The sequence below is a fragment of the Sphingobacterium sp. xlx-96 genome, from assembly GCF_011007365.1.
Taxonomy (GTDB): domain Bacteria; phylum Bacteroidota; class Bacteroidia; order Sphingobacteriales; family Sphingobacteriaceae; genus Sphingobacterium; species Sphingobacterium luzhongxinii.
The window spans coordinates 664,472-678,714 of record NZ_WFKM01000001.1 but is presented as its reverse complement, the minus strand read 5'-3'; the positions used below and the strand labels follow the sequence as shown (position 1 = coordinate 678,714).

The following is a 14,243-nucleotide window of genomic DNA, read 5'->3' as shown; positions in this document are numbered from 1 at the left end:
GCGAACAAGGTGCGAACAAAGTCACTACCTCTCTCCTGTCGGACACCTCGTTGCCGCCTGCAAAAGCATTACCTATCTGCGGCTCTTTCTCTGGGCTTTGTTGGCGCTTGGCCTGTTCTTCGGTTGTTCCTTGGTTATTTCTTGCTTGTGAACCATCTGCTACGCCACCAGTAGGCGACAGATAAGCAGCGCTAGACCCTACTGGGTACCTGCCAGAACCTGGGCAAATACCACTTTTCCCCGATGAACTTCCGATCGTTCTCCGATCGCGCCCCGATGGTGACCGGGGATTCATCGGGGATCCATCGGGGATCGACCGTGTTTTGAAAGAATCAAGGCCGGACAAAGGCAGGCCTTGGGCAGAACGAAGACTTCCCCTGTCTTCGTCAACGCCCTGAAATCCTGCAACGACACAAAAGAACTGCCAAAGATCAACAAGGTATAAGGGTGATAATGCGAGGTTTGTGTATGTTATACAGAAAACATAGCTAATCTCCTGTTCCGAAAATGACGTCTTTAATAGATGCTAGCGAGACAACACAAATAATTAATATTTCAATCCCTAAATCAATATTTTCAAAAACAATCAAAATGAATCATAACAAGACACGTTGTGTTTTATTCATCCGACATGACGCCGACTGACCATCAAGGACGAGTATTTAATACAGAATTGAAAATAGCTCTGGGTATTCCTCGGGAAGTAAATAATATGCATGAGCATACATTGCTTTTAGGCGCGGACTACTCACGATTAAAAATGTTAACTATTGTTTCTGCTTGGAACAGCAGCAACTATTGGAACTCATGGAAATCTTTGAGGGTAGGCATGATAGAAAAGCTACCATCATAGCAAGCCAGCTGCCTGTCGCAAACTGGTATGATATCATCGGTTAGCACACGATCGCTGATGTAATCCTCGATAGGATCGTGCATGTATCACACCGTATTGAACTTAAAGGAGAAAGTCTAAGAAAAAAAGTAATATTGTCAGGTTATTGGCAATGACGACCCTTGAACCAAAATTAGGGTGTCAGTATCCCCGGAATGGGGTCAACATCCCCAGCATATGCACTTTATCACTCACAAGCACTATTCAAACTATAAGCCTTCTGCCATGAGTTGAAAACCAAAAAACTCCATGAAGCGAGCTTCATGAAGTCCTACATTTTAAGTTACGACTAGTAATAAATTATGGGACAATTATTTACTTTGCCAGTTCCTTTTCTAGCATTTTCTTTAACGCCGGATCAGAAGGTCTCGGAGCATCCACACTTACTATCTTTCCCTCTTTGTCAAAAACCATAAAACGAGGGATACGGTCAAACTTATAGTTATTCATAATCGAATGATCCCCCCATAACTGGACGCCAGTCAGCTTTTTTTCATTGACATAAGTATCCCATTTTTGCCTCTTGGCATCGACGGATACACTCATAAACACCACATCTTTTCTCTCAAAATCTTTCTCTAACTTTTGGAGGGCGGGAACTTCCGCAATACATGGCCCACACCAGGTAGCCCAAACATCTAAAACCACCACTTTCCCTTTAAAATCACTCAACGAAACTGCGTTACCATTAATATCGGGATAAATAAAATTAATAGCTGGACTCCCTTTTTCTAGTGACATTAAAGGGGCACCTATATTTTGAGCCGTATTCTTCTGTTCCACAGTCTGAAAGTAGCTATTATATTTTGCAAAAAAGGCATTGTAACTATCGGCGTTTTTTTGTTTCTCCAATTCTTTTAACAAATACTGGCTTTTTAATTCAGTATCGGAAATTTGTTCTAGTACATAATTAACAAAATTTACCTGGTTATTCTTAAGGATATGACTTCTCTTCACTGAAGAATAAGAATTAAGATATCTCCAGGCATAAGGCAATTTCAATATAGAAGAGTCTAACAACTTTTCTTGTAGAATCTCTTTATGAAAGGGCGTAACATTTCCAACCTCTGGGTGCTTGAATCTACCACTGCTTAAGAATTGGAGTGACAGATACTTTATATCATTATGAGCTAAATAGGTCATTTCCTGATTGAATTTAGCGTTTTTGGTCGTTATCTGACGCAAATAGGCTCTATATTCAGGTACCCGTCTTTCTAATTCAGGATAAAAGTCGGTGAATATCGTACGATAACCCTTGTTTTTAGTAGCCATGATATCCATTTCTTTCACCAAGTTAAACCATTGATTGATCAGCATATTTTCCCGATTATTCTTACCCACCAACTTTATATCATATTCTTCAGCATCAATAGCTACCGAAAGAGTTTGATTAGGAAGCAGATAAATTCTAAAATAAGCTTTTAGGTCACCTATATAATAAAAACCATACTCGTCCGGAATAAGGGCAAATGCAAAAGAACCGTTTTCACCCAGCTTTGTTGTCGCGTATTCGACCAGCTCGCCATTAACTACGGTATATAAGTTTATTTTTTCTGCTGTATCGTGTTTATAGGATCCTTTAACTGTTGCATAAGGTGACTTTCCATATGCGAACAATGATAAAAAGATTGACGCAACTAGTGATAGTATATATTTCATATGTAAATAGTTTGATTTTTAATGGTTATATGGAATATCCAAAGTCTTCTCATTGGTGTCTGTACAGGTCTGCTACATGGATATTTCATATGTATTTCTTTTTAAATTAATTGGACAATATATCCTGTATCAAAATGCTTAACGCAGGATCAGAAGGATATGGCGTATCGGCATTGATAATTTTGCCTTCTTTATCGATAAGTATAAACCTTGGAATGCTCTTTATTTTATAGAATTGACTGATCTCGTAACCGTTCTTCGCAAAAAGCTGAACCCCTTCTAAGTTTTCATGTTTGATCAGCTGACGCCATTTATCTTTATTCTTCGGTTCATCAACTGAGATGCCTACCATCACGAGATCTTGTCCATTGAATTCTTCTTTTAATCTTTTAAGATGGGGAAATTGTGCCCGACACGGTCCACACCAAGTAGCCCAGACATCTATTAAGACAACTTTTCCCTTTAAATCCGACATAGAAACGATATTCCCTGTATGATCCTCATAAGAAAAGTTATATGCAATCCTTCCTGGTTTTAAACCGTCCAATTCTTCGGCTATTCTGGCGTTGAAGTTCTGCTGACTTTCTGTTATGATGAATTTTCCATACTGATTCATTAAACTTTTGTATTCCTCGTAATCTTTTAGTCGGTTAACATATGCCAATACGCGATCGCCTTTTAAGGTATTATTGAAAATGTAAGAAAGATCTTGACTTAAACCTTTTTCTCCCGATTCACGCTGAACTCCATCCTTCAGCCGATCTAAATCTAATTGATCAAGAAAGGCTCTCTCGCCAAATGGATTCAAGTATACATCATCAGTGGATTTATACAACGTTTTTACACTTGACGCAAAATAATAGGGACTCATATTCTTAGTTCCCGAATCAGCGTAATTTCCTGTTTTTTGATAGGAAAGATATTGCTGATAGGTGTGAAGGCTTTTTATAAATGTATTTGCAATAAGATTTAAGTTTACAGTAACGATACTCTTCAATCTGCTATCAAATCTCTTATTACCGGATCTATTCTCTTTTAGCCAAGACTTGGTGTTGTTTGATATTTCCTCTAAAGGACGGCAAAAAAGCCAATAGTTATTTTCAAATACCGCTTCATTTAGGGTCTTAGTTCCGATGGGTTTTAGAAGATGATACCATTTGGTCAAAATGACATTTTCTTTAGAATTGGTTTTCCCTGTAAGCTCATATCCAGAGTCTGTGATGGATAGGGTCAATTCGTCGCCCTCTTTAAACCAAAAACTCCACTGATCAATTGGCGAACTTTTTTCAGTAGCTAACACATATAAACCTTCGTATTCGGGGTGAAACGAAAAACTAAAACTGCCCAAGGAATCGGGAGTAGAGACTCCTATTTCCACTGTCTTCCCCTTTTCAATTTTATACAATTTTAGGTTTGGGGTCTTTTCATACTTTAGTACTCCCTTAATAAGCGATTCTCGTTGTGGCATTGCAGAAAAAGAAATACCGCAGATAAGGAGTAAGATACAAAGCTTTTTCATTATTTTATGTGTTAATTCAATTGACTCTTGTAACAAGAAGAGCCAATTGAATAATTAGTTAGATAAACCTAGTAGGTATTATTGTAGGTAGTAGAGGTTACAGATGGTGAAATATAGATCACATCACCCACTGCTCCTTTTCCTTCAAGAACTACTTTGGGTTCCGAAGATAAATTCCCTAGAGTTTTCGTAAACATACGTACCTTGTAATTTCCCCCAACTTTCGTACCTACCATTATAAAATTGAAGTTATAAGGTGCTTCTCGCGTATACTTTCTATGTCTCATGAAAGTCACCTCTTCTCCTGCTGGAATGCGATATTGTAATTGCTCGAAGCCGTTTGAAAGATTTCTTGACCAAATCTCATTACCCGTACAGAAATAGATCATATTCTCATCGCCATCTAACAAAGCATATTGCGTAGCATTGAAAATTTTATCTGTGGTCTTTAGTGTATCATTTTCCAATCGTATCGTGCTTGCTCTTCCCCCTACCGCGGTCTCGGTAATTTTAGACACGATCTTAAGATTAGGATTTGTCTTATCCTGCAAAACAGCAAAGCCCGAAAAAGGTGAATAAAATGTCTTTAAACCCATAAACAACAATTTCTTATTGTTATTATTTGCGGGCATACTTGTACCAGCAGCATCTTGAATGGTGGTCAGATAACTTCCACTGCCGTCAGCTGACACAAATGAACTGCTTATCTCATCATAAAGTATAGGATTTCCTCCAACCCAAGAAGTCAAAAAGTAATTGGATAATCTATAGGGGGTATTTAAATTGTCCCTTATTTTCTTAACTCCGAATTCTCCATTGCTATAAACACTATGTAAACCGCCATCATTCAGAAAATAATAAGCAGACATCCCTAGACCAACAAAGCCGGGAAGCTTTTTAGTAGGAGCACTATGAAACAATTGGTTAAAGTTCCTTACTTCTTTAAGGGTATTAATATCTACTACCGTAGCATCTTTATCCGAAACAACAAATAATCCTCGAATGAGAACTCGCTTTCCATCAAGTGGAACGCTATAGTTATTATAAAAATTCATGATTAGTGGATTTCCATCTAGACTTCTGCCATTAACAGTGTTAAATACATTTTCCATTTTTGATTCCGGAACTATAGTACTTGGCGTAAAAAACAAATCCACATCGGTTTTACCTGCATCTCCTTTCGCAACATACCACCCTCGGGTAAATTGAGTGATTACACTTAATTCAGATGTCACATATTTAGTGTATCCAGTATTTTTGTTGGCTACCCTAAACAACAATTTCCATGAATTTGCGGGCTTCCGGACTAGGTAATCTAGGTTTTTAGACTTCGATAAAGTATCTAATCCAGCAATGTTTGAATTATAAATTCCCCACATAAATTCAAATTCAGCATTGGGGTCTGTAGAAGTGACTTGTGGATCTAGTATTATACGATCTATTTCAGAAACTTTTGTATAACTACTTTCGATTCCTTCTACGGTAATCACCTCATGAGGTAGAAAATCAGTATTGGTTTTATCTTTCAGACAGGAGGAAAACAGTAAAACCAAAACACTCAACATATATATTCTTATCATTTTTTTCGATTTAAAAATTAAGGAAATACGATTAACTCCCGATTCTCATCCCTCAATGGTTCGCCAGGATGTTCAATATTATAATTAACCACAGCTATACTGATAACTGACTTCCAGTAACTTAAAAGACCATTATCTGTACGTATAGATTTTATGAACTCGTCATCCCATTTTTGACCAGTCACATCTATTATAAACTGATGTTTTTTAATACTGTAGTTTCCTAAATGATATTGAGTAATCGATGCGTCCCACTGAGTTGGTTGACTTAGTCTATCTGTCCATTCCACTTTTCGCCATAAATTATTAGTTTCCCCTAGTCCAAAATTATCATTAGCAACTAATTTAAGTTTCAAGGATACAGTGCTCTCCTTTAATGAAGGATCTCTCAATAAGACTATTGGGACAGAGGCACGAACCTTTCCTGCATTAATCACATATTCTGTAACTACAGTTGGATCCGAAAAAGCTTTATAATGTTTTCCAGGAATAGCGTTCATTACACCTGGAATGTCCTCCTGTACCAATTGAAATGATCGATCATGTGCACTAACTCCTCCACTTGCATACAAATCAAAAAACACAGTATCTTGCTGTATCTCCTTACCTTCATAATAGAATGTATAGCGTTTCAATGAATCTGACAACCTGTAATTATTATCGTAAATTCTCGAAACATCCGGTCCGAATTGTAACCTTGCAATATCCTGAAAATACATGTATGGATTTTTCTTACATGAATAGATCATCGTAGATATACATGCAATTAAAAAATATGAATAAGCTTTCATCTTCTAATAAATTAATTAAGATTAACAGTTTCAGTTTTGGGCAATGGTACGAGGTAATTTACGGTTACACCTGCTGGAAGAAATAGAAAGTTAGAATTGCCTGCATTTAAACGTTTGTACGCATAAAAGCTTTGCCCCTCGGCATAAAACTCTTTTCTATACTCCTTCATAATCTGCATTTGACGTTGAATCGGGTCATCCGCTAATGCCGTCACCGGAACATTTCTTGCAAAATAAAATTGGCTCCACAAAGCATTAGCTTCTATAATCGGCGCAGTTTCTGCTGCAATTAAAAACAATTCACTAAGCCGAAGCATAGGGATTTGTTTTGTATCTATATCCGTATTACCGAGTTTCTCAAGAACTTTATACTTTTTCATTACATAACGTCTGGCTTGATTAGCCAAAGTTATTTGTTCCCAAAGATAAGCCTCTCTAATATCCATTCCTGTATTTCCATAGAGCTCGTTCTGTATGGTAGTAGACGAGGCTCCTTTATAGAAATTACCGGAGGCGAAATCAGCTGAATATTTTGAAAAAAGTTTGAAATCATATAGTCCAAAAATATGCTCACCTGTTAATAAATAATTTTGAGTAGTCATATCGGTAGAAGTACCTAATTTAAATAGAGCCACGCCATCTTTATTTTTTGCTTCAATAACAATTTTCGCGTTTTCATAAGCTTTTTCTTTATTACCGAACCATAAATAGGTTCGCGCAGATAGAGCTTTTACGGCATAATAATTCATTCTTATTGTACGCTTAGACAAATATGAATCTTTTGCCCCTTGTACATTTTTTTCCAAAATGGGATCTCCTATGTGTAATAATTTTTCGGCTTCTTCTAAATCTTTCAATAAAAGATTTTTGTACTCATCGAAAGAAGTTAAGCTATTCAACTTGTTGGATAATGTAGTAACATAGGCCAATTTATTTCCATTTGTTGGATCACTAGGTATCGGGCCGAACAGCCGCAATATATCCAAGTGACAATATGCGCGAATAGCTAGACTTTCCCCTTTAATTACCTCATACAAACCTGAAGTTTTGAAAACGTCTTTTCTTTTATCAATTTCGCCCAGAATAGCGTTTACACTCGAAATTACTTTATACAATTGTCCGTAACTGCTCGCTAATGCATTTTCAACACCTTCATCGCTATAGTTAAATTGACCTAATCGCTGATCTGTCGTATTGGCTGCGACATCCCAACTTGATACTAGCCGTTCAATCCTATCATAGCTTAATGCCTTCCCATAAGCATTATTATCCTTCATCTGAATATATACACCAGCGAGAGCATCTTTAAAGCCTACTTCTGTAGCAAATAATTTATCTTGGGGTGTTTCAGTTCTTGGCGTAACATCCAAAAACTCATTGCATGAAGTAAATAGCATCACTCCGATCAATAAACGCCCTATCCATTTCATATTTTTCATGTCTATTTTTTAAAAAGTTGCATTTATACTCATTGAGATTTGTCTAGAAAAAGGATAAGAAGTTCCTCGTTCTCTCTGTATACTTGATAGCTGAAATGCATCAGCCATATTCGCGGATATATTAAATGCATTGAGATTCAATGATTGCAAAAGCTTTTTTGCGGATACCTCGTATCGTAAGCTAATATTTTGACAAGTCAATACATTTTCGTCCTGCACAAATCGAGAACTTTTGTTAGTAGCTGTAGTATTTAAAAGGCCTTTAAAAGCAGCATGATCTCCAGGCTTTTGCCACCTATCATCATAAACCCGTTGATCGACATTAAGTCTATAATCACTTGATTCTACCTTGTTCACTAAGGTTGAATTATATTGCTGCCCGCCATAACGGTATCCGAAAGAAGCATTTAAGGTAAGTCCCTTATACCTCAACATGGAGCTAAAATTACCGAAGTATCGTGGTTCAGTAGTGCCCATTGCCTTCACATCGTTTCCGCTCCATGTATAAGTGGGCCTACCCGAGGCATCCATAAATAGTTCTTTTCCATTACTGGGATCAATTCCAAGGGAAGGAACAACCCAGATGACATTGCTTGAATAGCCCTCAACATACATCATGCCTGGACTACCAGCTCCATCCTGAATCACCTTCTGAGCATCTTTTAGCGCTTGCGAAGTTTCAATAACTTTGTTCCTATTTTGAACCACTGCTCCTGTAACACTCCATGTAAAACCCTCATTACCTTGGTTCAATATAAAAGCAGTTACTTTTAATTCGAAACCTTTATTCCGCATTTTACCTATATTGGCAATGTAATTAGGAAATCCGTTCGAAGCAGGCAAATTAACCGAAGAAACTAGGTCTCGTGTAGTCTCGATATAATAATCACCTGTCACCCGAAGGCGTCTTTGCAGAAATTCCGCATCGATACCTATATTATTTTTTAGCGCTTGTTGCCATCTTAATTCTTCGTTCCCCAAACCCAATAAATAGGCACCATTCCAATTATAATAACGATCGTCCGTATAGTAACGATAGGTAGCTAGAGCCTGATAGGCACTGAAATTTTGTGAACCTGTAATTCCTGTAGATCCTCTTAGCTTTAAGCGATCGATGAAACTATTATCCACTAAAAAGGACTCTTCATGAACATTCCATCCAAAACCCATGGACCAGAATGGTGCAAAACGCTTCTTTGATCCAAATTGTGATGACCCATCAAAACGAAAAGACCCATCTATAAAGTAGCGGTTATTATAAATATAATTTAGATTTCCAGTAAGCCCTATGGAACGCGTTAAACTTTCTGAACCACTGGGCTTTCCTCCTGCAGGAAATTGTAAAGCCATCGATATAAAATCAAAATTGGGATTATTAAAACCTTCGGCCAAAAAACTATAGCTTGAACTGTTAGATTCTCGAATACTATAATCAAGACCCGCAAAAACAGTATGCTTATCAAAGTTTACAGTATAGGAGGCATTTAATGAGCCGGCATAGCGCAAACCATTACTGATACCATACGTATAATCTCCCTTCCTGAAAACATCATTCTCTACATAATTGGCGAATGCGGTATGATCTGCAGGTCTAAACTGGTCAGTCTGACCTACTGTCTTCGTTATCCCCACTTGACTCCTTAATAGTAAACCTTTAAGTATACTCCATTCCACACTGGTATTGTTTGTAATATCCGAAGTCCCAGATTTATCAAAAGTATTCAACGTAGCATTATATAAAGGATTACCCCGCAGAAAGTTAAAGCTTCCACGATATTCAGTAAAAATTTTCACAACATTACCATCATCATCGAATGGCTTCCGATAAGGATTCATTACAGCATAATCAGCAAAGGAACCATAAGGTGAATTACTAGCATTAGCTTGCGATATCTGTAGATTATTATTGAATTTAACGTCTTTATATAAATAGGATAGAGAGATACTCCCATTAAAAATCTTCCGAGCGGACTCCTTCATTACCCCTTGAATATCATTAACCTGAACAGAAGCAGAATATCTTAACGCTTGGTCTCCGCCCTCCAATCGCAAATTATGCCGTTGGCCTACACCATTTCGCAATGGTATAGCAAGCCAATCGGTATTAACTCCACTGTTAACCTCATTAACCCAATAATTATAATAGTCTTTCAATTGTACATCAGTCTGCACATTAACAGCATCAAAATAACCTGCCTTCCATTCCAAATCCAATTTTTCCCGTGCATTCAGCAGATTGTAATCGGAAAGATCAGGTGCTTCAAAATTGACATCTCCTCGATAGGACACGCGAAGCTTTCCAGCCTTTGGCAACCTAGTCGTAATAACTACTACTCCATTGGAACCCCTTGAACCATATATAGCGGTTGCAGATGCATCTTTCAAAATAGTAATACTTGCTACCTCATTTTCATTGATGTCTAACAGCTTTTGCAACGTAGTTTCAAAGCCATCTAGAATAATCAAAGGTGTATTGAGAGCAGCTCTTGCTTGATCTTTTAAATCTCCTGGCCCAATATCTCCAACATTGGGAATACTGGAATTTCCGCGAATCTGTATTTCAGGCAAACGATTTGGATTAGAACCAAACGCATTGCTTTCAATAATGTTAAAAGACGGATCGATATTTCGAATAGACGTTACGAGATTGCGGGTTCCAAAACGCTGCAACTCTTCGGCAGTAATCGTCGTAGAAGCTCCTGTAAAACTTTCTTTCGCTTTGTTAAATATACCTGTCGTAATGACAACTTCTTCTAGATCGTCGCTCGATGGACTCATCTTTATAGTACCCACATGAGCCTTAACAGGAATTTCCTGCGCTTTATACCCCAAATAAGAAATGATTAACTTTGATTTCTCATCGACTTTCTCAAAGTAGAAGTCTCCTTCCGCGTTTGTTATTGCCGTCCGGCTACTTCCCATTAACCGGACCGTCACACCTGACATTGGCTTCCCCCGCTCATCGACCACTTTACCCCTTACATCGATCGCAGCCAAAAAATCTTTTGACGATAACGCAATCATCTCTTTGCGTTCAATATCCTTTATCGTAATCGTTTTTCCATCGATAGAATAGGTCAATGGTTGATTGAAGAAGCAACGCTTTAGAGCCGCATCTAAACTAACTCCGCTGACTTGAATATTAACAGGTTTAGCTTTTTCAATGAGCTCAAGATCATAAATAATATCATAATGGCTTTGCTTGCGGATTTCCCGAAGTACGTATTCCAAAGATGCATTCCGCTGTTTGAGTGTAATATACTGTCCAAAAGTAGCCGCACTCACCTGCATGAGACATACAAGTAGAAAAATACTGACTGATTGCATAATTAATAGGAATTTATAGAGGTGCCGCTTGGACATTGCTCCCTTATTGGTACATATTTTATACATTTTGTCGTTATTATATAACAAACCTATTGATCGACAAGAAATCGTTCAAATTGTATATTTTCAAGATTTTTATATAGGTTTGTTATGTTTGGTTTTTGTTACAGGCCAATTGGTTTTATAGATATAGGCTTGTATCGGTTAGTAAATCTAATTTTATTAATCTTTGCTAAACTGAAGCCGGAGGTGTTCGTAGCACTTCTGGCTTTATTTTAGACATATGTAAGGTATTTATTTACTCACGACAACCCTCCTTTCTGTACTTCCTTTTAGAGGCTTTTCAATTTTAAAATGAACCTTCCCAGTAGATTCTATCAGTTTTAATACGGCAGCAATATCATTGTCCCTAGATACCCAGCCGCCAAACTTTAGATCTTTTGGAGCAGACGGTTCGTACACTATTTCGACATTGTACCAGCGTGCAACACGTCGCAAAGCCGATTGCAGATCTTCTCTAAAAATAAAATCGCCATTCTTCCAATCGACAGCGTTCTCTGGATCGACCTTAACAGTTTTTATATTGCCCCCCCTTGTAATGGATTGTTGCCCTGGTTGAAGAATGGTGGAATTATTAACCCTTTCACTCTGCACACGAATAGATCCTTCGAGCAAGGTTGTCTTTATACTTTCTTCATCGCGGTATGCATTGATATTAAAATGTGTACCTAACACACGCACCTCTTGATTGTGGCTCGTCACTACAAATACTTGCTCTGTGTTCTTGGCCACTTCAAAATAGGCCTCACCATCTAGCTCTACGCGTCGTTCGTTGTGAATAAAACGAGATGGATATTTTAAGGTGGTACCCGCATTGAGCCATACCTTTGTACCATCAGGTAATGTGATTTGATATTGACCACCATTGGGTGTTGATAAGATTAACATAGCCATGGGTTTCTCCTTATCGCTCAAAAAGTCTTTTGGATAAACAGGACTACCATCACTATAGTTAATCTGATCAGTGCCGACCACAATACCTTCTTTTTGATTACTCAAATTAATTGTACGACCATCATCCAAAGTCAAGATAGCTCGATTGCCCCCAGGTTGAATGCTATTTTTAACCAACAAATAATCAGTGCTTTCAACGGGTTGATGGATGAAATAAAAATATAATCCGACACTAACCGATAACAAAACCACAGCAGCTGCGGCGATCCTGCGCCATATGGACCGACCTGACTTATTCGACCTATGGAAAGACGAGGATTGTTCAGGCCCTGAAGTCTCTCTTTGCACAGCAAGCCACATAAACGACTGGGCTGCCTCGAGCTGCTGCGTTGTCAACCGTATTTTATCTGCTTCATTCCACTTCAGATAAGCATTCTCCAACCATGCTATTTCATCTTCGGTGCAATTGCCCGCAATATATTTCTCTAAAAGTATTCTAAATTTTTCTTCCTGCATTTTTAGGTTTATATATGCTGTATATAGAGTAATACAACTCAAGAAAGGTAATTGGGGATGCGGATCTAAAAAAATACTTATGTAGATCAATTATTAAAAAGAAAACAGATAATTAATAAAAATCTGACTTTAGGTTTTAAGATTCTTAAGGCCTTTTTCATTTGATCGGCTACGGTAGATTCGGCGATCTGCATCTTCTCAGCGATTTCCTTATTAGACAAATGCTCTTTATGTCTCAGCTCAAACACTTCACGCATACGCGGTGGTAATGCTGCTATTTCTGCCTCAATAAGTGCTGCAAATTGTTTTTCACGAATGAGGTGATCTGTGGAAGCAGTATATTGAAGATTTATCTGGCTAAAGAGATCAGCATAATTGGTGACAACTTTCTTATGCTTTATCAAATTCAAAACACCATTCCGAACCGCGGTATATAGGTATCCACTAAGATTATTCTGCGGATCCAAACTAGCCCTTTTGATCCATAAATTGATAAACATTTCTTGCACCACATCCCTGGCTTCTTCCTCGTTGCGCAACTTATTGTAAGCATGGCTATATATCAAGGCACTATAGCGATTAAAAATTTCTGTAAACGCTGCATGATCATCGGCCTGCATGAGCTCCGTTAACTGTTGATCATTATAGTGTGTATGCAGTTTCATGAAATTGGTTAAATAAAATCACTTTTCTTTTCGAAATACGAATGTATTGAATAATTTTAAAACCTCCTAATCAAGCACGACCGAAGTAAATCTACAATAGATCATAAATTTACAAAAAATAGGAATAAGCACAACTCTGTATAGCGTCACAAATTGAATCTCCGTTTAGGTAGAAACCAAGTCTACATTATTATGATGAATAGATTTTTTTATACGCGCTTTTAACCTTTGCTGTTTCATGCCGCAAGGATAGTACGGATGAATATGCTTTCAGAAACAGTCAAACAGGTATTGTGGGTAAATGGAAATTAGTTGAAAGAAGAACCGACAATGGCGGAGGAAACATTCATGTTGCAGATAAAACAAGTGAAAACCGAATAATTTCTTTTGATTCAAAAGGCAAAACTACTGATACTCGCTTTTCATGCGGAGGCGAATATACTTTTACACCAAAAAAGGAAGGGAATGACGCAAGCCGTAACCTGATCATTTCGTCTGCATGCACAGCTGCAACCGAACCCGGCAAGTATTCTGCTACAATAGTAGACAACAACTATCTAACTATCGGTGACGGGAGTTGTATTGAACTCTGTGTAGATGTCTATAGGAGGCTAAAGGATTAGGTTTGAAATTTATTTTGCGTGTAAAGGTGAATTTTGGTAGGTTTGGAAATGGATTCTGTTGTTAGAATTATCACAAATCAATTAAAAGAAAAAACAAACATACTCTTTTTAATCGATAGCATAGGTGCTCTGATAACCACGGTTTTATTGTTTTTGGTATCAAAAAATTTCAACGAATATATTGGGATACCGAAAACGGCTTTGGCGTACCTTGCGTTAATAGCCTTTTGTTTTTGCATTTATTCAACAGCTTGTTTTTTTCTCTTAAAACAAAATTG

The 14,243-nt window shown here is 37.6% G+C and carries 10 protein-coding genes and 1 pseudogene; 2 read left to right on the top strand and 9 right to left on the bottom strand.

Annotated elements, in window-relative coordinates; translation table 11 throughout:
• Positions 1 to 295: hypothetical protein (locus G7B20_RS03035; RefSeq protein WP_164108537.1), on the bottom strand; the 295-nt coding region annotated here is incomplete at its 3' end.
• Between the two features lie 548 nt (positions 296 to 843).
• Here G7B20_RS03035 and G7B20_RS19725 point away from each other — a divergent pair.
• Positions 844 to 1,008 (top strand): annotated as a pseudogene (locus G7B20_RS19725) (ATP-binding protein); the annotation flags it as partial.
• Between the two features lie 199 nt (positions 1,009 to 1,207).
• Here G7B20_RS19725 and G7B20_RS03025 read toward each other — a convergent pair.
• From G7B20_RS03025 to G7B20_RS02990, 8 genes are all read right to left on the bottom strand, one after another.
• A complete protein-coding gene (locus G7B20_RS03025; RefSeq protein WP_164108536.1) occupies positions 1,208 to 2,551 on the bottom strand; it encodes a TlpA family protein disulfide reductase in 1,344 nt (447 codons plus the stop codon).
• A 106-nt stretch (positions 2,552 to 2,657) separates the two neighbouring features.
• Positions 2,658 to 4,070, bottom strand: coding sequence for a TlpA family protein disulfide reductase (locus tag G7B20_RS03020; protein ID WP_164108535.1), 1,413 nt, complete (start codon positions 4,068 to 4,070; stop codon positions 2,658 to 2,660).
• Between the two features lie 68 nt (positions 4,071 to 4,138).
• Positions 4,139 to 5,650 (bottom strand): PKD-like family lipoprotein, encoded by a 1,512-nt coding sequence (locus G7B20_RS03015; RefSeq protein ID WP_164108534.1) that lies wholly within the window; start codon positions 5,648 to 5,650, stop codon positions 4,139 to 4,141.
• A gap of 17 nt (positions 5,651 to 5,667) precedes the next feature.
• Positions 5,668 to 6,441: a DUF4843 domain-containing protein gene (locus G7B20_RS03010; RefSeq protein ID WP_164108533.1), complete on the bottom strand. Its 774-nt coding sequence runs from the start codon at positions 6,439 to 6,441 to the stop codon at positions 5,668 to 5,670.
• Positions 6,442 to 6,452: 11 nt separating this feature from the next.
• Positions 6,453 to 7,880 carry a RagB/SusD family nutrient uptake outer membrane protein gene (locus G7B20_RS03005; protein ID WP_164108532.1) on the bottom strand — a complete coding sequence of 476 codons (1,428 nt, stop codon included), beginning with the start codon at positions 7,878 to 7,880 and terminating at the stop codon, positions 6,453 to 6,455.
• A gap of 9 nt (positions 7,881 to 7,889) precedes the next feature.
• On the bottom strand, positions 7,890 to 11,273 hold the full coding sequence (locus tag G7B20_RS03000; protein ID WP_164108531.1) for a SusC/RagA family TonB-linked outer membrane protein: 3,384 nt from the start codon (positions 11,271 to 11,273) through the stop codon (positions 7,890 to 7,892).
• Between the two features lie 228 nt (positions 11,274 to 11,501).
• Positions 11,502 to 12,677, bottom strand: a complete 1,176-nt coding sequence (locus G7B20_RS02995; RefSeq protein ID WP_164108530.1) for a FecR family protein — start codon at positions 12,675 to 12,677, stop codon at positions 11,502 to 11,504.
• Between the two features lie 86 nt (positions 12,678 to 12,763).
• On the bottom strand, positions 12,764 to 13,342 hold the full coding sequence (locus tag G7B20_RS02990; protein WP_164108529.1) for an RNA polymerase sigma factor: 579 nt from the start codon (positions 13,340 to 13,342) through the stop codon (positions 12,764 to 12,766).
• Between the two features lie 293 nt (positions 13,343 to 13,635).
• On the opposite strand from G7B20_RS02990, the gene G7B20_RS02985 reads away from it, so the two are divergent.
• Positions 13,636 to 13,965: a hypothetical protein gene (locus tag G7B20_RS02985; RefSeq protein ID WP_164108528.1), complete on the top strand. Its 330-nt coding sequence runs from the start codon at positions 13,636 to 13,638 to the stop codon at positions 13,963 to 13,965.
• The last annotated feature ends 278 nt before the right edge of the window (positions 13,966 to 14,243 follow it).